Origin of the sequence: Paludicola sp. MB14-C6 (genome assembly GCF_030908625.1) — a bacterium.
In the GTDB taxonomy this organism is placed as follows: Bacteria; Bacillota; Clostridia; order Oscillospirales; family Ruminococcaceae; genus Paludihabitans.
In genome coordinates this window covers 381,179-401,753 of sequence record NZ_CP133133.1, presented here as the reverse complement: position 1 = coordinate 401,753, position 20,575 = coordinate 381,179, and the positions used below count along the sequence as shown (strand labels likewise).

Annotated in this window: 21 protein-coding genes, 1 pseudogene and 1 riboswitch; of the genes and pseudogenes, 15 read left to right on the top strand and 7 right to left on the bottom strand. The window is 32.5% G+C overall.

Annotated features, from left to right (window positions below; genetic code table 11):
• The first annotated feature begins 2 nt into the window (after positions 1-2).
• The 7 genes and pseudogenes from RBG61_RS01860 to RBG61_RS01830 form a co-directional block, all read left to right on the top strand.
• A complete protein-coding gene (locus RBG61_RS01860; RefSeq protein ID WP_307945155.1) occupies positions 3-551 on the top strand; it encodes a DJ-1 family glyoxalase III in 549 nt (182 codons plus the stop codon).
• Positions 552-578: 27 nt separating this feature from the next.
• On the top strand, positions 579-1,157 hold the full coding sequence (locus RBG61_RS01855; RefSeq protein WP_307945154.1) for a 5-formyltetrahydrofolate cyclo-ligase: 579 nt from the start codon (positions 579-581) through the stop codon (positions 1,155-1,157).
• Between the two features lie 37 nt (positions 1,158-1,194).
• The gene (gene mltG, locus RBG61_RS01850) at positions 1,195-2,418 is read left to right on the top strand and encodes an endolytic transglycosylase MltG (protein ID WP_307945153.1); all 1,224 of its coding nucleotides are present in this window, start codon (positions 1,195-1,197) and stop codon (positions 2,416-2,418) included.
• A gap of 30 nt (positions 2,419-2,448) precedes the next feature.
• Positions 2,449-3,672 (top strand): peptidase U32 family protein, encoded by a 1,224-nt coding sequence (locus tag RBG61_RS01845; protein ID WP_307945150.1) that lies wholly within the window; start codon positions 2,449-2,451, stop codon positions 3,670-3,672.
• A 4-nt stretch (positions 3,673-3,676) separates the two neighbouring features.
• Positions 3,677-5,797, top strand: a complete 2,121-nt coding sequence (locus RBG61_RS01840; protein WP_307945148.1) for an ATP-dependent helicase — start codon at positions 3,677-3,679, stop codon at positions 5,795-5,797.
• 6 nt (positions 5,798-5,803) lie between these two features.
• Positions 5,804-6,199 carry a thioesterase family protein gene (locus tag RBG61_RS01835; protein WP_307945145.1) on the top strand — a complete coding sequence of 132 codons (396 nt, stop codon included), beginning with the start codon at positions 5,804-5,806 and terminating at the stop codon, positions 6,197-6,199.
• A 188-nt stretch (positions 6,200-6,387) separates the two neighbouring features.
• Positions 6,388-6,810 (top strand): annotated as a pseudogene (locus RBG61_RS01830) (cupin domain-containing protein); the annotation flags it as partial.
• Between the two features lie 147 nt (positions 6,811-6,957).
• Here RBG61_RS01830 and RBG61_RS01825 read toward each other — a convergent pair.
• Positions 6,958-8,241 (bottom strand): chloride channel protein, encoded by a 1,284-nt coding sequence (locus RBG61_RS01825; protein ID WP_307945143.1) that lies wholly within the window; start codon positions 8,239-8,241, stop codon positions 6,958-6,960.
• A gap of 53 nt (positions 8,242-8,294) precedes the next feature.
• Positions 8,295-8,367: riboswitch (Fluoride riboswitch) on the bottom strand.
• A gap of 261 nt (positions 8,368-8,628) precedes the next feature.
• Between RBG61_RS01825 and RBG61_RS01820 the strand changes: the two genes are divergently transcribed.
• Genes RBG61_RS01820 through RBG61_RS01810 form a run of 3 tightly spaced genes read left to right on the top strand, consistent with a single transcriptional unit; the run spans position 8,629 to position 11,431 of the window.
• Complete coding sequence (locus RBG61_RS01820) at positions 8,629-9,282, top strand: response regulator transcription factor (RefSeq protein WP_373889719.1); 654 nt, start codon at positions 8,629-8,631, stop codon at positions 9,280-9,282.
• A gap of 3 nt (positions 9,283-9,285) precedes the next feature.
• On the top strand, positions 9,286-10,716 hold the full coding sequence (locus tag RBG61_RS01815; RefSeq protein WP_307945138.1) for a HAMP domain-containing sensor histidine kinase: 1,431 nt from the start codon (positions 9,286-9,288) through the stop codon (positions 10,714-10,716).
• Positions 10,709-11,431 carry a hypothetical protein gene (locus tag RBG61_RS01810; protein WP_307945136.1) on the top strand — a complete coding sequence of 241 codons (723 nt, stop codon included), beginning with the start codon at positions 10,709-10,711 and terminating at the stop codon, positions 11,429-11,431. The genes RBG61_RS01815 and RBG61_RS01810 overlap by 8 nt, the downstream gene beginning before the upstream one ends.
• 140 nt (positions 11,432-11,571) lie before the next feature.
• Here the strand turns inward: RBG61_RS01810 and RBG61_RS01805 are convergent, their stop codons facing one another.
• From RBG61_RS01805 to RBG61_RS01780, 6 genes are all read right to left on the bottom strand, one after another.
• The gene (locus tag RBG61_RS01805) at positions 11,572-12,024 is read right to left on the bottom strand and encodes an S-ribosylhomocysteine lyase (RefSeq protein ID WP_307945133.1); all 453 of its coding nucleotides are present in this window, start codon (positions 12,022-12,024) and stop codon (positions 11,572-11,574) included.
• Between the two features lie 11 nt (positions 12,025-12,035).
• Positions 12,036-12,665, bottom strand: coding sequence for a PHP domain-containing protein (locus tag RBG61_RS01800; protein WP_307945130.1), 630 nt, complete (start codon positions 12,663-12,665; stop codon positions 12,036-12,038).
• Between the two features lie 85 nt (positions 12,666-12,750).
• Positions 12,751-13,080, bottom strand: coding sequence for a DRTGG domain-containing protein (locus RBG61_RS01795; protein ID WP_307945127.1), 330 nt, complete (start codon positions 13,078-13,080; stop codon positions 12,751-12,753).
• Positions 13,081-13,084: 4 nt separating this feature from the next.
• Positions 13,085-14,395 (bottom strand): [Fe-Fe] hydrogenase large subunit C-terminal domain-containing protein, encoded by a 1,311-nt coding sequence (locus tag RBG61_RS01790; protein ID WP_307945125.1) that lies wholly within the window; start codon positions 14,393-14,395, stop codon positions 13,085-13,087.
• Positions 14,396-14,431: 36 nt separating this feature from the next.
• The gene (locus RBG61_RS01785) at positions 14,432-14,851 is read right to left on the bottom strand and encodes an ATP-binding protein (protein ID WP_307945122.1); all 420 of its coding nucleotides are present in this window, start codon (positions 14,849-14,851) and stop codon (positions 14,432-14,434) included.
• Positions 14,848-15,201: a DRTGG domain-containing protein gene (locus RBG61_RS01780; RefSeq protein WP_307945119.1), complete on the bottom strand. Its 354-nt coding sequence runs from the start codon at positions 15,199-15,201 to the stop codon at positions 14,848-14,850. Before RBG61_RS01780 ends, RBG61_RS01785 begins: the two co-directional genes overlap by 4 nt.
• Positions 15,202-15,509: 308 nt before the next feature.
• Here RBG61_RS01780 and RBG61_RS01775 point away from each other — a divergent pair, with 308 nt between their 5' ends.
• From RBG61_RS01775 to RBG61_RS01755, 5 genes are read left to right on the top strand one after another with little or no spacing between them, the layout of a single operon-like run.
• Positions 15,510-16,004, top strand: a complete 495-nt coding sequence (locus tag RBG61_RS01775) for a complex I 24 kDa subunit family protein (protein ID WP_307945116.1) — start codon at positions 15,510-15,512, stop codon at positions 16,002-16,004.
• A gap of 11 nt (positions 16,005-16,015) precedes the next feature.
• The gene (locus RBG61_RS01770; protein WP_307945114.1) at positions 16,016-16,564 is read left to right on the top strand and encodes an ATP-binding protein; all 549 of its coding nucleotides are present in this window, start codon (positions 16,016-16,018) and stop codon (positions 16,562-16,564) included.
• Between the two features lie 18 nt (positions 16,565-16,582).
• Complete coding sequence (locus RBG61_RS01765) at positions 16,583-16,954, top strand: (2Fe-2S) ferredoxin domain-containing protein (protein WP_307945111.1); 372 nt, start codon at positions 16,583-16,585, stop codon at positions 16,952-16,954.
• 12 nt (positions 16,955-16,966) lie between these two features.
• Positions 16,967-18,754 carry an NADH-quinone oxidoreductase subunit NuoF gene (gene nuoF, locus RBG61_RS01760; protein WP_307945109.1) on the top strand — a complete coding sequence of 596 codons (1,788 nt, stop codon included), beginning with the start codon at positions 16,967-16,969 and terminating at the stop codon, positions 18,752-18,754.
• Positions 18,755-18,792: 38 nt separating this feature from the next.
• Positions 18,793-20,544: an NADH-dependent [FeFe] hydrogenase, group A6 gene (locus RBG61_RS01755; RefSeq protein ID WP_307945106.1), complete on the top strand. Its 1,752-nt coding sequence runs from the start codon at positions 18,793-18,795 to the stop codon at positions 20,542-20,544.
• The last annotated feature ends 31 nt before the right edge of the window (positions 20,545-20,575 follow it).

The following is a 20,575-nucleotide window of genomic DNA, read 5'->3' as shown; positions in this document are numbered from 1 at the left end:
ATATGGTTGCAGTATTTTTAGCTCAAGGTTTTGAAGAAGTCGAAGCTTTTACACCGCTTGATTATTTAAGGCGATGTGAAGAATTAGATGTAAAGACAGTTGGAGTAACAGGGAAAATGGTAACAGGATCTCATGGTATAACAACAATTGCTGATCTTTCTTTAGAAGAGTTGAATTTAGAAGAATTAGAAATGATCATACTACCCGGCGGTATGCCTGGAACGATCAATTTAGAAAAATCAGAAAAAGTACAAGCTATAATTAATTATTGTATTGTAAATAATATAGTGATTGCAGCAATTTGTGCAGCACCTTCTATTTTAGGACATAAAGGTATTCTAAATGGTAAAAAGGCTTCTTGTTACATTGGATTTGAAGATGAACTTATTGGAGCTACTGTTTTGAACGAACCTGTAGTTGTTGATCATAATATTATTACCGCTAGAGGTGCAGGCGTTGCAAATGAGTTTGCTTTTGCTCTTATAGAAAAATTATTAAGCAAAGCAAGAGCACAAAAGGTAAAAGATTCTGTTTTATGGCAAGAAAAATAAAGCGAACATAGAGAAAGGCGTAGGTTCATGGCAGATATCCGATTAATTAAAAATGAATTGCGTTCAAAATATCGAAAACTAAGAGAAGACATGTCTGCTGAACAAAAACAATGTTACGATCAGCAAATTTTCAATAGATTGATTAACACTGATCATTATAAGGATGCAAAAACAATTATTACTTTTGTATCTACAAATTTAGAAGTAGATACAATTCAGTTAATTAACAAAGCAATTGAAGATCATAAAAGAGTTGCGGTACCAAAATGCACAAACCTTATTGGAAATATGGAGTTTTATATTATTAACTCGCTTGATGATTTAGAGAAATCCACATTTTCTTTAATGGAGCCGAATATTAAAAAAAGCGAAAAGCTGATGGATTATAAGGATTCAATATGTATTCTGCCAGGTTTTGCTTTTGATAGAGAGGGCTATCGAATCGGTTTTGGAAAAGGATATTATGACCGATTTTTAAATAATTATGATGGCAAAAAGATAGCGGTATGTTATAATAACTGTATTGCAAATAAATTGCCACGTGGTAGGTTTGACGTAGCAGCTAATTTCATTGTCACACCCAAATATATTTTAACGACTAAATAGTTGCTAGACAAAATTTTGTAGGACAAGGAGCTTCAATATGAGTGAAGAACAAAAAAATGGACAGGAACCTCAACAAGAAAAAGATAGTAATCAAAGTAATAATGATACGCAAGAGTTAAAAGACATTATTAAGAAAAAAGAATCTTTTTCATTAAAATTAGATGAAGAGCTTAATGATATTCCTGATTATAGTAAAGAAGAAATAAGCAAACCTAAATTCAAAAGTAACACTTTTGTAAAAGTTATGTCAGCTTTAATTATTATAGGAATTGCTGTGTTGCTGTCTATTACAATTATTTTTGCTGCGCAAGATATATATGGAATGGGTAAACAAGATCGATCCATTACAATAGATATTCCTGAAAAGGCGGGAGTAATTGGAATAGCTGATATTCTAGAAGATACCGGTGTTATTAACTCATCTTTCTTTTTTAAAGTATATTATAAACTTTCCAAGCAAACGGGAAGTATGAATTATGGCCGTTATGAATTAAATTCTAATATGTCTTATCAAAATATCATTGATAATTTAGCAAAATATTCAGCTACGAAAGAAGAGGTTCAAGTTACAATTCCGGAAGGGTTCACTATCTATCAAATTGCTAAGCGACTACAAGAAAAAGAAGTATGCAAATCGTCTGATTTTATTTCTGCGTTAAATAAAAATAGTTATGGGTTTGAATTTGAAAAAGAATTTACGAAAAATACGCTACGATATCATAAATATGAAGGATATGTATTCCCAGAAACCTATAAGTTTTATAAAAACGATAATCCTCAAAATGTTGCTAAAAAGATGCTAGGTGAGTTTAATAAGCGTGTTACGCAAGAAATGCGTGATAAAATGAAACAGATGGGATATACATTTGAACAAGCAATGACAATCGCATCAATTGTTCAAAAGGAAGCTGGTAAAACTTCTGAAATGCAAAAGGTTGCATCTGTTTATCATAATCGTTTGAGCAATAAAGGCGTATATCCAAATTTACAAGCTTGCCCAACAAGAGATTATGCAAATGAGTTAAAAGTCCAAATGGATGTATTAAACAAAGATGTTATTGATGCATATAACACATACGAAGCTGCCGGATTACCTCCTGGACCTATATGTAATCCTGGCTTAGATGCAATAGAAGCAACTTTAAATCCGGAAAAAACAGATTATTATTTCTTCTGTACAAATTTAAAAACAAAAGAATTTTATTATGCAAAAACCTTAAAAGAGCATGAACGTAATATTTATAAGGCAGGATTAAGATAATTGTATAATCGAAAGGAAAAACATCATAATATGGCAAACATAAAAAGACCTGAGGTGTTAGCACCGGTTGGAGATTTTGAAAGGCTGATTGCTGCGGTTCAATTTGGTGCAGATGCAGTATTTTTGGCAGGTAAAGAATTTGGAATGCGAGCATCTCAAACAAATTTTGATAATGAACAACTAGAACAAGCTGTAAAATATGCACACGAGAATAACGTTAAAGTTTATGTTACGGTGAATACACTACCAAGAAATGATGAGATAGATGTATTGCCTACGTACTTGGAGTTTTTACAATCCATTAACGTGGATGCTGTTATTGCTTCTGATATTGGGGTACTATCTTTAATAAAAAAACATACACCAGATATGGAAATTCATATTTCAACTCAAGCAGGCATCGTTAATTATCAAACAGCTTTAAGCTTTTATGAAATGGGTGCAAAACGCGTTGTATTAGCACGAGAGCTTTCTATGCAAGAGATAGCTGAAATACGCAGACATCTTCCCGATGATTGTGATATTGAAGTGTTTGTACATGGTGCAATGTGCATGTCGTTTTCAGGTCGTTGCCTTATCTCAAATTATTTGACAAATCGTGATGCGAATCGTGGTGAATGTGCGCAACCTTGCCGTTGGGGATATTATTTAGTAGAAGAAAAACGTCCGAATGAATATTATCCTATTTTCGAGGATGAAAAAGGATCTCACATTTTAAATGCAAAAGATTTATGTATGATTCAACATATTGATGATTTAATCAAAGCAGGTGTAACAAGCTTGAAAATTGAAGGTCGAGCAAAATCATCTTATTATGTTTCAGTTATTACAAATGCATATAAAATCGCAGTTGATCAATATATGAATGATCCAGAAAATTTTAAAATACAAGATTGGTTAATAGAAGAAGTTCAAAAAGTAAGCCATAGAAAATATTCAACCGGATTTTATTATGATACACCAACTCAGTATTATGAAAATGGTGGATATACTCGTGATTATGATGTAATTGCTATTGTTGATGAATCAAAGGATGGGTATTTATACTGTACACAAAAAAATAAGTTTTGGCTAAATGACCAAACTGAAGTATTACAGCCGGGAGATAAACCTTTTGATTTTAAAATTGAAGAACTATATGATGATAAAGGTGAGCCAATGGAAGCAGCTTGTCATCCATTGATGAAAGTTAAAATTAAATGTGATCAAACTGTTAAAACAGGATCAATCATTCGAAAGCAAAAACAGGATTAACAATATGAATATCATTGAGTTTTTACAAAAGAAACATAATATCATATTGAATGAGCAGCAACAAAAGGGTGTTTTATGTCTCGATAAAAACACCCTTTTGTTGGCTGTTCCTGGATCAGGAAAAACGACTGTATTGGTTAGCAGAATTGCAAATTTGATGGTAAACTATCAAATAAATAATAAGCAAATATTAACGCTCACTTATAGTAGAGAGACAGCAAAAGATATGAAACGCAGGTTTGAATATTTATTTTCAACCTTAGCGTTACAGTCTCCAAGCTTTAAAACTATACATAGTTTTTGTTTATCTGTGTTAAGATATTATTCTCAAGCAAAGAATAGACCAATGCCAAAGCTAATAACGGATAGTGATAATAATGGCTTGAAAACAAGATTACTAAGAGAATTATATATGCATTTTAATGAAGAATATCTTACCGATGATTTGCTTGAAACGTTAGATCGTTTGATTAGTTATAGTAAGAATATGATGCTCACAATGGAACAATTAACAGATCATGAAAATGAAATACGATCCTTTCAAAAAATATATATTGAATATGAACAATATAAAAAGCAAAATAAGCTAATTGATTATGATGATATGCTAACCCTTACATATGAAATATTTATTCGCTTTCCTGATATTTTAAATGTTTTTCAATTTCATTATCAGTACATTAACGTCGACGAAGCACAAGATACTTCTTTAATCCAGCATAAAATTATTCAAATGCTTGCAAAAAACAGTATGATTTTCATGGTGGGGGACGAAGACCAAAGTATATACTCGTTTAGAGGAGCATTTCCAAAAGCATTGCTTGATTTTGATAAATTATATCAAAACTCATCTATTATTAAAATGGAGCAAAATTTTCGTTCTAACTTTGATATCGTTTCACATGCAAACGATTTTATAAAGCAAAATCAACAACGTTATCAAAAAGAAATGTTCTGCAATAATAGCAATCATGCATCCATTCAAGTAGTTAACCTACGAGATTATGCTGACCAATATAAAAAAATAATTCAGTATATTCATGAATATTCTCAAAATAAAACGCTTGCAGTGGTCTATCGAAATAATGAATCAGCTATACCGTTAATTGATTTATTCTATAGAAATGATATTCATTTTTATATTAAGGAACATAAACTGACATATTTTTCTTCATTTGTAGTGCGTGATATCATATCATATATGTTATTGGCTCGCAATGGGTGCGATTTAAAAGCCTTTAAACAGATATACTATAAATTAGGATTGTCTAAAGGCATATATGAACATGTTGAGAGAAAGTTATGTGATTTTGACAGCGTATTTTTATGTGTAGCAAGCATTCAAGCTATTTCTGATGGTAGACGTAATCAAATGAAGTATTATCATTCAGCTTTTCAACGATTATATAAAATGCCTCCTAAAAAAGCAATTGCATTCATTATGGATGCATTAGGCTATGAGAATTATATTGAAAATCGGTTAAACGATGGATTTACAAAGACAAATGCATATCAAAAAATCAGTACTGCAATTCATTTGGCTGAAGATATTGATACAATTGAAAGCTATGTAGATAAATTGAATGATTTACAAATACAAATTAACGACCAAATAAATATAGATTCAAAAGCTAACATTACTTTGACTACACTTCATTCTAGTAAAGGATTAGAATTTGATACAGTCATTATGCTTGATATGATAAAGGATATTATTCCATCAAGCGATGCTGTTGTTAATCAAGTAAATGGCCAATTAGACGAAATTGAAAATGAAACCAGATTATTTTATGTTGGTGTAACAAGAGCCAAGAAAAAATTGATATTCTATCGTTCTCATTTTCTAAATGATGTGGTAGCATATCCATCTAGATTTATAGAACGCTTTGTAAATGGTGTACCGCTGCATACAAAAAAAGATCAAAAGAAGAAATCTATCTTAAAGATTGAAGCACCGAATATCATAGGGAAAATGGTAATGCACTCTACTTTTGGAAAAGGAATTGTTGAATCTCAAAATGATGATATTATTACGATTGTGTTTCAAACGAAGGGTGTAAAGAATTTAAGCTATACAGCCTGCATAAATGCAGGTTTACTAGAATTAACAAATAAAGAGAGGTAAAATTAAATGAAAGAGATTAAAATTGGGGAAGTATTTGAAAAGGAAATTGAAGTAAACGATTGTCATTTAGCTTGTAACGTTGGAAGTGGTGATGTTGCAGTATACGCAACTCCAATGATGATTGCACTTATGGAAGAGGTTAGTGCAAAATGTTTACAACAATTTATAGATAAGGATATGACTTCTGTTGGTACTTGCATTTCTTCATCTCATGTTGCTGCTACTCCTAAGGGAATGAAAGTTAAGGCAGTAGCAAAGATTGTTGCAGTAGAAGGAAGAAAAGTAAATTTTGAAATTAGAGCTTATGATGAGACTGGCTTAATCGGTGAAGGTACGCATGAGCGATTCATTTTAAACAGAGATAAGTTTCACGAAAAAGCACAAGCTAAATTAAGAAGATAATTTCAATTAAAATTTAATTTTCTGACTTGTTACAAAACCACTTAAACGTCAATTCACTTCCTGAGCAGTTTATATTTATCTCATTCCATTTTCCTTCGTGACACTTTAAGTCTAAATATCATACAATGTAATATATGATAGGAAAGGAGAATGACATGATGAGAAATATTTGTAATCATTGTATGAATCCATTTGACGCAAAAGATTATGGTCCAGACCCATTTGTTGTTAACATTGATAATGCTGTAAAACAGAATACCAATTTTCGTACAGTTTTATGGACTGGAAATCATTTGCAACTGACTTTAATGAGTATTAAAGTCGGTGAAGAAATTGGATTGGAAATGCATTCAAATCTGGATCAATTTATCAGAATTGAAGAAGGCTGTGGACTTGTTAAAATTGGCAGTAATAAAGACAATTTAAATTATCAAAAAAATGTGAATAGCAATTATGCAATTATTATACCGGCGGGTACATGGCACAATTTGATTAACATTGGGAATAGACCGTTGAAATTATACTCTATCTATGCGCCGCCACAACATCCATTTGGTACAATTCATCAAACAAAAGAAATAGCGCAAGCTCAGGAAATGAATCATCATTAAATTAGATTATTCATTTAGTTGTACTTATGTTAAGAATATCGTTATATATGTTCAATACAAATTATGTAAATCAAATCATCATAAAAAACAACCTTTCGTACTGTAAGGTTGTTTTTTTATGATGATAATTCATTTTAGGCTGATATTCTATAATTTATTATATTTCAATAAAAATTTCTTTATTAAACTTTTATTTCCTATAGCTCCAAGAGTTTGTCCTTCTTTTATTTGAGTAGGTTTTCTTTTGCTCATTGCTAATACTTGAGAAGAATAAATACCACTATATCCTGAAATGTAGTAGCTAATAAGTACTGATATGGCATAGTATGGGATGGCTTCTGTTCCAAACATTTCAATACCCAAAATGATAGTAGTTATTGGGGCATTTACAGCACAACCGAATACTGAAATAAGTCCTAAAGCTGCAAGAAAAGATGGTTCAATATGAGTTGATTGTCCAATTAAACCGCCAAGAGAAGCACCAATGTCAAATAAAGGAGTAACCTCACCGCCTTGCAATCCTGAGCCCAGTGTTAATATTGTTAATATAAACTTCATTATTGGATCATACAGATGAACCTTTCCGCTAAATCCTGCACTGATCATCCAAGTGCTTAATCCTTCATATCTAAATGAATGAAATGCCAACAATGTTATTAAAATAATTAAGCTGCTTATTAAGGCTCTAATAATATTATTCTTAATTTTTATCATATATAGATTTTTTAGTGAATATAAAGATACAGAAAATAATCGACCAACCAAGCCAAAAACGCAAGCTGATAAAATAACCATGATTATAGTATAAAAATTAAAGGAAGGGATGTTTTTAATTGAGTATAGTGTATGTGAAATTCCCAATAGTCTAGTAATATTATCCGCTGTAAAGGAAGCAATGAAGCATGGAAATATTGCTTCATAATTTAATTTCCCTATAAAACACATTTCCATTCCAAAAAGCAGACCAGTTAATGGGGTGCCAAAAACAGAACCGAATCCCGCACTGATACCTGCCATAATTATCATGTTTTTGTCGCATTTATTTAATTTAAACAACTCACCTAATTTATTAGCAAGGGTTCCACCTATTTGAACAGCTGTTCCTTCTCTTCCTGCAGATCCGCCCGTTAAATGAGTAAGTATTGTAAATACGAAAGAAAATAAAGCCATTCTTAATGGTACATGAGTTTCTTTATGTACACTTTCAATAATAAGGTTGTTTCCTTTGTGAGATCCTTTACCAAATTTATTGTATACAAAGACAGTTGCTATACAAATAATAGGGAGAAATGCAATAATAAATGGATATTTATCGCGTGTGAAGGAAACAAGCTCAAGAAGCTTTAGAAAAGCAGCTGAAACGAATCCCATTAAAGTACCTATTAAAACAGAAAGAAAACAAATAATAATAATTTTTCTAATATTAGTCATTGATTTAACTCCTTAAATTATAAAATAAAAAAGCTGACGGCTTCTGCAAATAAATAATTACAGAAGTCATCAGCATTAATGCAATTTTGGTTTTTACCACAGGAGAACTTCATTCCTTAATTATAAATATATAGCATTTTTTTATAAAAGTCAAGAATTATAAATTCAATATTAATATTAAAAGATATTGATAGGATTACTCTATAAAATTGTATTATTGAGAATAATAAGGATAAATGTATAGAGAAAACTAGTTTACTTAGTTGTTGTATTGAGATTATCTTATATTTCATATAAGTGTCGAAATTGAATTTCACTTATATATTCAAAATGATACAACTATGATACAATAATGATGTAAAATTCATTTTGAGGAGGCGGATGAACGTGATAAAAATTCTAATTGTAGAAGATGAAAAATCGATATCAGATTTAATAAAAATGAATCTTACTGATGAAGGATATAAATGTACTTGTGCTTATGACGGTCAGGAAGCGGCAGATATTATTGAAAACAATTTATTTGATCTAATTTTATTAGATATAATGTTACCTAAAATTGATGGTTATGAACTAATTGAATATATTAACACATATGACATACCCGTTATATTTTTAACTGCTAAGTCTAGTGTAACAGATAAAGTGAAAGGCTTGAAAGCGGGTGCGGAAGATTATATGACAAAGCCTTTTGAAATAGCTGAACTTTTAGCTAGAGTTGAAACTGTACTTAGACGATATAATAAAGCATTACAAGTAATCTCATTTGCAGATATTACAATAGATACAGCAGCTCATATTGTTATGAAAAATGGTGAAGTAATTAACTTGACTGCTAAAGAATTTGATGTACTGTTGTTTCTTGTAAGAAATAAAAATAAAGCATTGTATCGTAGCCAAATTTATATGAACGTTTGGGGAGAAGACTATAATGGTGATAGCCGCACAGTTGATTTACATGTTCAAAGAATTCGAAAAAAGTTATTACTTGAAGATAAAATAGTGCCGGTTTATAAAATAGGTTATCGATTGGAGGATTAGTATTTGAAATTCTTTTGGAAAATATTTTTTGCTACAATGTTTGTATGCGTTATTTGCCTTGCAATAGGATGTTATATTCTTATTAACTCTAACTTTCATACGTTAATTGACAGTGAAGCGAATATGGGCTATTATTGGGGCGATGTTGTTAACTATTCTCTGATTAATGAAATGGAGGACAACTTTTATCTATCAATTTCAAATGACAAAAGCGACAGCGTTACCGACCAAATAATCAAGGCCGCTAAGAATCTAAATATCAATACTACGAACGGAAAAATTTTCTTCGGCATAGCAACAAAGGATAAAAAAAGTATATATTCATTATTGTCAATCAATTTTAATAAAGATATGATTTCGTTATTAGATAACAATAAAAAAGGATATTCCCTGCAAAAAATAGGAAATGAAATATATGTTCAAACGATACGCCCTGCAACTTTTTTTGGAGAACAATATTACATTGAAACAAATCGAAATGTAACTTTTATTTTTAATAATCAAAAGGATCAGTATCGATTGTTATTACAAGTAGTTATGGGGGTACTTTTTCTAGCTAGTATATTCACGTTTGTTATATCCAAATTACTTATGCGTCAAGTTGTTTCCCTTAACAAAATAACAAACGAAATTTCTGCCGGAAATCTTAGTAAGAGGGTGGAAACAAAAGGCGATGATGAATTTACAACTTTATCAAAAAACTTTAATAGCATGGCAAATGATTTAGAAATAAAGATTCATGAGTTGGAAAGTGAATTAGAAAAAAAAGAAATGTTTATTGGTGCAGTTTCTCATGAACTGAAAACACCACTTACATCTATTATAGGGTATTCTGATATGTTACGCAGCAAACAGATGGAAAAAGAGCGTGTTCGTTTATGTGCTGACTATATTTTCACAGAAGGAAAGCGCTTAGAAACGCTGTCTATGAAGTTGCTTGATTTAATTATATTGAAAAATCAAAATATTACGTTGCTTCCTGTTTCAATTAAAGATTTGTTTGATAAAATATGTACTGTTGTAACGCCTCAACTTAACGAATGCAATATTGAATTATTACCAAATATTCAGCCTGCAATAATACAAATGGAACCGGAGCTTATGCAATCTGTTTTCGTTAATTTGATTGATAATGCAAGGAAAGCAATTGAAAACAAAGGCACAATACTTGTTGAGGGTTCATGTATTGAAGATAACTATTTTGTAGTAATTGAAGACGACGGGAAGGGTATGGAAAAGCAGGAACTTTCAAAAATTAAAGAGGCATTCTATGTTGTAGATAAATCTAGAGCAAGAAAACAAGGTGGGGCTGGTTTGGGATTATCACTCTGCGATCAAATTATAAAAATGCATAATTTCGGTATTGAATTTGAAAGCACAGTTAATGTTGGTACAAAAGTTACGATAATCATGAAAGGAGCAAAACATGAATAACATAAAGAAAAAATTAATGATAGTTTCGCTGCTTTTGCTTCTTCTTTTTATTGCGCTTGCACCTATTTTATTAACAGAAATTAATAATCAAAATTTGATTAACAAGCCAAATATTGTAACAATATCAACTGAATCAACTGAGCGTTCACATTCGAATAATAATTTTTCTACAATGGAACGTATTTGCACAATTGTAAATGCAAATAATCAAAAAACAGGCATTATAACCGAGCAAAAGAAGCTGAATTTAAGTGAGCAACAGGTAAAAGAAATATTTAATAAAATGCAATATCAAATAAAAAATTTACAAAATCAAAGTGTATTACCTAGTTTTGATATTGCTGAAAATTATAATAAAATTGATATCAGCAAAAGAATGTATGTTGAGGCTATTGATTCTAATGAAGTTGTTAGCACTTGGGAAATTATGTTGGATAATGATGCTTTTTCAATTAGAGCTGTAATTGATGTAAATACTTCGATCATATATGAAATCAGTATTTTTTCACGTATAGATAAGCAGGGGTTTGATGTATCACGGGTAGAAACCAGTAATTATTTTAAGTATCTTAATATAGAATCAAATATTATGTCATTTAAACCCCAAGCAGCTAGCTTAAGTTGGTATTATAATTTAAAAATAAATGACAATCAATATGTTACATTTAATTGTATAGTCAAGCCATATTATATTGAATACAACTTTATAAGATAAATATGTAGTTTGCAAGGGCTAGGGTATAAATTTAATCAAATTAGCTGATTATGAACTGAATACTGAGAACGGGTTGAAACCTTTATTATCAAGGTTTCAACCCGTTCTCAGTATTCAGTTATATTTCAAGGTTAATGAAGTTAATATCTCAATTTGTCAATTGACCAGTTTTTTAATATGCCACACATTTGATGTGCAATACTTTTTGCTCCATCGAGGTTGTGCTCAAGATAATTGCCACATTCTTTTGCTGATACACCTGGAATATCATCTTCGTATTTAGCGATATATTCCATAGCATCTTTAACAAGACAAATTACATCTTTCGGTTCCATATTGCGAACTAAGAAATAAAATCCGGTTCGACATCCCATTGGTCCAACATAAATGATTTGATCCTCAAAATGGCTGTTTCTGGCATAAGTTGCAAATAGATGTTCAAAAGTGTGCATTGCTGCATTTTCTAAATAAACTCCTGAATTGGGTTTTGCCATTCTGATATCATAGGTTGTAATGTCACCGTCTATACGAGAAATATAGATACCTTCTTTGAGAGTATTGTGGTTCACACAAAAACTTGCTATTTTTTTCATTCTTTACTCCTTTAGTGTTCCTTAAAATATTCCATAATGCCATCAATAGATTTTTCTTTTACTTCAAGAAAGTGAATTGGCTCTGAAATATTTTCTAAATAATGCGCATCAGAATTGGTAATATATTTTCCGTTAAACTGAATTTTATTCTCAGGGTTTTTAATTTCTATACAGGTAAACTCATATTCTTCTGGAATAAAGCCTAAATTAGATATGATAGAATAGGAGTGTTTATCTACATGAGCAGGAATTACAACGCCATTATTGGATTTTGAAATTTTTAACAGTTGTTCGATACCAATTGAAAGAGCATTGATTAAAAGCTTTTCTTCCTTACCTATTATATTATCTTCTGAATCTAAAATCAATTGTTTGCCAAAGACATTTTCATTATTTTTTATAGGAGGAAGAAACTCATAAATAGTTTCGTTAAAATTCATAACATCATTTAGAGAATGAAATAGACATAATAGATGAACCTCTTCATTGGTACAAACTTCAATTGCCGGTATGATGACTAAATCGGTATTTTTTGCTGCATCAAATACTGCTGGCAAGTTTAGGCTTGAGTTATGATCACTAACTGCTATTGCGTCTAATCCCAAGAGTAACGCCATATTCACTATATTGTTTGGAGTCATATCGTTATCTCCACAAGGAGATAAGCAAGAATGTATATGAAAATCATAACTTATTTTCATGATACCACTACTTTCTTTTATGTATCTATAAGATATCCTTTAAAAGTAAAGCAATCTCATAAGTTGGTAAATTGCTTTTTAATACACAAACATTTTGTTCAACTGCTTTTTGCGTTGCTTGATCATCTAAAGCCATACCTTCAGATAAAATAATGCAACTAACATCTGCTAAAACGGCTACTGCAATGGAATTTACATTGCTCATTACTGTAATCCAAGCATCATCTAGTTTAGCTCGTCCCATAACAATGCTTAATAGGTCACAGCAATAAACACCGTTAATTGGTCTTTCGTTTCCTTCTCCTTCGTTTAATATCTCGAAGGAATGCTTATTTGCGAATTCAATAGGTGTCATTTTCTTACTCCTTATCACTTTTTAAGTAGTCTGGAATATACAAATCTAGCTTTTGAATTTTATCTACAAGAGAAGAAATATTTTCTCTAAATTTATAAATACATTCATCCGGTGTTGCAACGCCACGAACAACATCTTCAGCTAATGCTTTACAGGATGGAGAACCGCAAGATCCACAATCAAGTCCTGGTAATGAAGCTTTGATTTTTTCCATTTGGCTCATTTTCTCCATTGCAACTTCAATATCTTCATCAAGCTTTAATACAGGCGTATATTCAATTGGTGAATCCCATTCAATTTCTTTTGTAAGATTCAAATTGTTGATGTGGTTAAGAGAAACAGGTAAATATTTTCGCAATCTTTTTAGTTTCGTTCGGGCTATGTAAGGATTTTCGACTGTCATAACTCCACCGATGCATCCTGCATTGCAAGCATTCAATTCTATAAAGTCTAGATGTTCAAACTTTTCATCTTCCAAATCTTCTAGAACACGTATGACATTTTCTATTCCATCAGCAGCCAAATAATTGTCGTTCAATAATGCAGATGCTTCCCCTGAACTATTTGCCCATGATACACCAATTTTCCCTGATTCAGCAGTAATTTTTCTATCCATATCAATTTTCATATACTTTAATAATTTTGGATAAATATCGCTGATTGCAACTACTGCAGACACTTCGCTTTTAGAAGTGCCAAGGGGCATTTTGGATGCTGTAACTTTTGCAGGGCAAGGAGAAATAAAAATAGCTCCTATTTCTTGTGGATCTAAGCCAGTTTTCTTTGCTGCTTCTTCTTTTGCAAGCCGAGCTGCAACTTCAACAGGAGCATTGAGTGGTAAAATATGATCAATCAAGCTTGGAAAACGAACTCGAATTAATCGAGTTACAGCAGGGCAAGCAGAACTAATAACGGGCTTTGCAATATTTTCTCTTGCCATATATTTTCTGGTTGCATCAGAAACAATTTCAGCTGCCTTAGCAACCTCATAAACACTATCAAATCCTAAATCAAGAAGTGCATTTAGAATGATGTCTACATCTTCAAGATTGTTAAATTGTGCATATAGTGCAGGGGCGGGAAGGGCAATAGTATATTTATAGTTTTTGATAACATCTAAAGAATCATAAATAGCTTTTTTTGCATGATGTGGACAAACGCGGATGCATTCGCCACAGTCAATACAGCGTTCGGCAATAATCATTGCTTTTTTATTCCGCACACGTATTGCTTCAGTTGGGCAACGCTTGATACAGTTGATACAGCCCATACATTTTTCTTTATCTAAAGTTACAGAATGAAAAAAGGTATTCAATGCAAGTCCTCCTATTTGTAACATTCTTATCTATTACTAAATGTTGATAATCATATGTACAGTAGTACCAACATTAACCGTTGAGTCAATTATCATACTATCTGTGTTTTTTTTCATATTTGATAAACCCATTCCGGCACCAAAGCCCAAAGAACGAACTTCATCGGGTGCAGTGGAGTATCCTTCTTGCATTGCAAGTTCGATATTTTCTATGCCTTTTCCTTTGTCTTTCAAGAGCATATCAATGCTTGTTGGAGAGATTTCGATTTTAATTTCACCTCCATGTGCATGAATCACCATGTTTATTTCACCTTCATACAACGCAATAGCAACTTTACGTATGATGTTAGGATCAATTCCAAGCTGCCTGAGCGTCTTTTTTACGGATGCTGAAGCTTCGCCGGCACGAGTAAAATCATCACCATCTACAATGTAATGTAATTTGATTGTATTCATTCCAAATATGCTCCTCCTCGTAATCCATTTTCCCATAGAAGACCACAAGCAGTAAACATACGATGAGAAGTAGACATTAAAGCAATTTGACGCTCATTTGCTAAAGCTATCATGTCTTGATCAGGTTTTTTTCCTCTTACAAAAACAATGCATAACATGTCCATCATATCTGCGGTACGGATAACTTGTGCATTTACAAGGCCGGTTAATAGAATAGATTGATCTTTTACATAGGCCAAAACATCACTCATCATATCTGAGCCACAAGCAGTGTGTACTTCTTTATTGAAATACTCGTCACCGCAAAGCACCTCACAGTCTAAAATATTTTTAATATCGTTAATTGTCATAAAATGTCCTCCTCAATTTATTTATCTAATTACTAAATTTTCTGCACAAATACATATTTTTAGTATATCATTTTTGAAATTAAAATAGCAATATTATTTCAACTTTTTTCTATTAAAAAAGGCTATTTTTAAGTTATACAAAATAAACAAAAAACTTGGAATACATTTTATAAATAATAACTAGATTTTTATGAATGGAAGTGATATAATACGAAATGTATGTAATGATTGTGAAGTCATTAACAAACATTGTTGGATGATTTTCTAAATATTACAAGCATATCTTAAAAAATCAAGGAGGTCTTTGCATGGCTAAAATTACTAGCTCAGTTCCTTTTAACGGTACCCCTGAGCAAGAAAAAAAGCTTGCAGCAGTTATTGCAGCACAAAATGGGAATAAAAGCTCATTGATGACTGTTTTACAACAAGCCCAAGAAATTTATGGCTATCTGCCAATTGAAGTGCAAACACAAATTGCTCTAGGATTAGATATTCCATTAGAAGAGGTTTATGGGGTAGTTACTTTTTATTCTCAATTTTCTCTGTATCCTAAGGGAGAGTATAAAATTAGCGTATGTTTAGGAACAGCTTGCTATGTTAAAGGTGCTGGCGATGTATTCGACAAAATGGCTAGAACTTTAAATATAAAAAGTGGCGAATGTACAGCGGATGGAAAATTCTCACTAGATGCTTGTCGTTGTATCGGAGCATGTGGTCTTGCTCCAGTTTTAACTGTAAATGACGAAGTTTATGGTAAAGTTACCGTAGATGATGTAGACACAATTCTTGCGAAATATAAATAAGCGGTATCAATATGCAGGAACTATCATTAAACATTCTTGATGTTGCACAAAATTCAATTAAAGCAAAAGCAACTCTCATAACAATTAAAATACATAAAAATACAATGTCAAAAACGTTGTTAATATCAATTGAAGATAATGGATGTGGTATGTCACAACAGCAAGCAGAACAAGTTGTCGATCCATTCTACACAACCAGGACAACTAGAAAAGTTGGATTAGGAGTTCCGTTTTTTAAAATGTCAGCTGAATTAACCGGTGGAACATTTACAATCCAAAGTGAGTTGAAAGTTGGAACTAAAATTTCTGCACTTTACTATTATGAACATATTGATATGATGCCTGTGGGTGACATGGCTTCAACGATGTTATCATTAATCAGCGTTAATCCAGATATTGATTTTATTTATTATTTTAGTGTTGATGAGAATGAGTTTTGTATGAATACGCAAGAAATGAAAACTGTTTTAGAGGGTTTACCTGTCAATTCTAATGAGGTATTAACCTTCATCAAGAATTTTATAAATGAAAACCAAGCAGAAATTGAAAATTCAAAATAGAATAAGGTGGTGCAATCGATGAAAAGCTTAGCAGAACTTCAAGCAATTCGTGATAAAATGAAAAATTCAATGAATGTTCGTGATGACAATGGAAATAAAATCAGAGTGGTTGTAGGTATGGCTACTTGCGGTATTGCAGCGGGAGCAAGACCAGTATTGAATGGTTTTACAGAAGAAGTTGCAAAAAGAAACCTTGATAATGTAACAGTAACACAAACAGGCTGTATTGGTATTTGTCAATATGAGCCAGTTGTTGAAGTATATACTCCGGATGGAGAAAAAACAACATATGTAAAAATGACTGCTGAAAAAGTAGCAAAAGTCGTAACTGACCATTTAGTAAACGGAAAAGTAGTTTCTGAGTATACTATTGGCAGCGTTGCGAAATAAGGAGGTAATGAAATGTATCGTTCTCATATCCTTGTCTGCGGCGGTACTGGCTGTACCTCATCAGGCAGTGAGCAGATAATTTCTACATTAGAACAAGAACTTGCAAAAAACGGACTTGAAAAAGAAGTTAAAGTAATTAAAACCGGCTGTTTTGGTCTTTGTGCTTTAGGACCAATCATGATTGTTTACCCAGAAGGCAGCTTCTATTCAATGGTAAAATCCGAAGATATTCCTGAGATTGTTAGTGAACATCTTTTAAAAGGTCGTATTGTTAAAAGATTACTTTACTCCGAAACAGTTACTGAAGATACAGTAAAATCACTAAATGAAACTGATTTCTATAAAAAACAACATCGTGTTGCATTGAAAAACTGTGGTGTTATTAACCCTGAAAATATTGATGAATATATCGCTTTAGATGGTTATCAAGCATTAGGTAAAGTTCTTACTGAAATGAAACCTCAAGAAGTAATTGAAGTTATCAAAGAAAGTGGACTTCGTGGCCGTGGAGGCGGAGGATTCCCAACAGGATTAAAATGGCAATTTGCTGCTGGCAACGAATCTGATCAAAAATATGTTTGTTGTAATGCTGACGAAGGCGACCCAGGAGCTTTCATGGATAGATCAGTACTTGAAGGCGATCCACACGTATTAATTGAAGCTATGTCTATTGCAGGTTATGCAATCGGAGCAACAAAAGGTTATGTTTACGTACGTGCTGAGTATCCAATCGCTGTAAAACGTTTACAAATTGCAATCAATCAAGCAAAAGAATATGGCTTATTAGGTCAACATATTTTTGGAACTGATTTCTGTTTTGATATGGAATTACGTCTTGGCGCAGGAGCATTCGTTTGTGGTGAAGAAACTGCGTTAATGACATCAATTGAAGGCCATCGTGGTGAGCCAAGACCTCGTCCTCCATTCCCAGCTGTAAAAGGTCTATTTGGTAAACCAACTATTTTGAATAATGTTGAAACATATGCAAATATCCCACAAATCATCTTAAAGGGTGCAAGTTGGTTTAATTCAATGGGTACTGAAAAATCAAAAGGCACTAAAGTATTTGCATTAGGTGGAAAAATTCATAATACAGGTTTAGTTGAGGTTCCAATGGGAACAACATTAAGGGAGATCATAGAAGAAATCGGCGGCGGTATTCCAAACGGTAAGAAGTTTAAAGCTGCTCAAACTGGTGGACCTTCCGGCGGATGTATCCCTGCTGAAATGATTGATATCAAAATAGACTATGATAACTTAATTGCAATTGGTTCTATGATGGGTTCTGGTGGACTAATCGTTATGGACGAAGATACTTGTATGGTTGATATCGCAAAATTCTTCTTAGAGTTTACAGTTGATGAATCTTGTGGTAAATGTGCGCCATGTCGTATCGGTACAAAACGTATGTATGAAATGTTATCTCAAATTTGTAAAGGTAATGCAACTCTTGAGGATTTAGATAAACTAGAAGAGTTATGTTATGAAATTAAAGCTGGTTCACTTTGTGGTCTTGGACAAACAGCTCCAAACCCAGTTTTATCAACTTTGAAATATTACAGACATGAATATGAAGCACACGTTGTGGATAAAAAATGTCCTGCAGGTGTATGTAAAGATCTACTAAGCTTTGAGATCATTGCAGATAAGTGTAAAGGCTGTACACTTTGCAGCCGTGTTTGTCCAGTTGGAGCAATTCAAGGTACAGTTAAGAATCCACATTCAATTGATAAGAGTAAATGTATTAAGTGCGGTGCTTGTATTGAGAAGTGTCGTTTTGATGCAATTGTTAAGAAGTAATGCTAATGTTAATTAGTATAGAATAGGAGATTGCCAAAATGGAAACTGTTAATTTAAAAATAAATGGTATGCCTATAACCGTGCCAAAAAACTCAACAATTCTCGAAGCTGCACGTCAAGCGGGCATTAACATTCCAACTTTATGTTACTTAAAAGGCATTAACGAAATCGGCGCTTGCCGTATGTGTCTTGTTGAGGTAAAAGGTGCAAGAAGCTTTGCTGCAGCTTGTGTTCAACCAGTAGGCGAGGGAATGGAAGTTACCACAAACTCCCCAGCAATTATAAAATCCAGACGAAATACTCTAGAATTAGTTTTATCAACTCATGATAAAAAATGTTTATCATGTTCTAGAAGTGGTAATTGTGAGTTACAAGCTTTATGTAAAGAATATGGCATTGAAGACGAAAATAAATTTGCTGGCGAAAACGAGCATTATGATATTGATACTAGTGCTGCTCACATGTATCGTGATAACAACAAATGTATTCTTTGTCGTCGTTGTATTGCTGCTTGTGCAAAAACACAATCTATCGGCGTTATTGGTGCAAACGAGCGTGGATTTAAAACACATATCGGTTGTGCATTTGATGCTGATTTAGCTGAAACTTCTTGTGTATCATGTGGTCAATGTATCGTTGTTTGCCCAACTGGTGCACTAGCTGAAAAAGACGAAACGCAAAAGGTATTTGATGCAATTGCAGATCCAACAAAACACGTTGTTGTTCAAACTGCTCCTGCAGTAAGAGCTGCATTAGGCGAAGAGTTTGGTCTTCCGATTGGAACAAATGCAAAAGGCAAAATGGTTGCTGCTTTAAGACGTTTGGGCTTTGATAAAGTATTTGATACTAACTTTAGTGCTGACCTTACTATCATGGAAGAAGCAACTGAATTTATCGACAGAGTTCAAAATGGTGGTAAATTACCTTTAATTACTTCATGTTCTCCAGGTTGGATTAAATTCTGTGAGCATTACTATGAAGATTTCATAGATAATTTATCTTCTTGTAAATCACCACAACAAATGTTTGGTGCTATTGTTAAAACTTATTATGCAGAAAAGAACAACATCGATCCTAAAGATATCTTTGTAGTATCTGTTATGCCATGTACTGCAAAGAAATTCGAAGAAGGTCGTGAAGATCAATCTGCTGCTGGTGTTCCTGATATTGATGCAGTTATCACTACTAGAGAATTAGCAAAAATGATTAGAAAAGCTGGTTTAATGTTCAACCAATTACCTGAAGAAGAATATGATATGCCTTTAGGAATGGGTACTGGTGCTGCTGTTATCTTCGGTGCTACCGGTGGTGTTATGGAAGCTGCATTAAGAACTGCAGTTGAGACATTAACTGATACAAAACTTGAGGGTAAAGCACTTGACTTTACAGATGTTCGTGGTACTGCCGGCATCAAAGAAGCTACTTATAAAGTAGGAGACCTTGATGTTAAAGTTGCTATTGCATCCGGTTTAGCAAATGCAAGACAACTACTTGATGATATTCGTGCTGGTAAAGCTGATTATCATTTCGTTGAAATCATGGGTTGTCCTGGCGGATGTGTCAACGGTGGCGGACAACCAATTCAACCAGCATCAGTATTAAATAATACTGATATTAGAGGACTAAGAGCAAGCGTTCTTTATAATGAGGATAAAGATTTACCATTAAGAAAATCTCATGAAAATCCTATTGTAAAAGAATTATATGATACTTACCTCAATAAACCTGGAAGCCATAAAGCTCATGAAATTTTGCATACAAAATATGTAAAACGTGGTTTGTATAAATAATTTGAATTAAAATGAATTAAGCTACTATTTT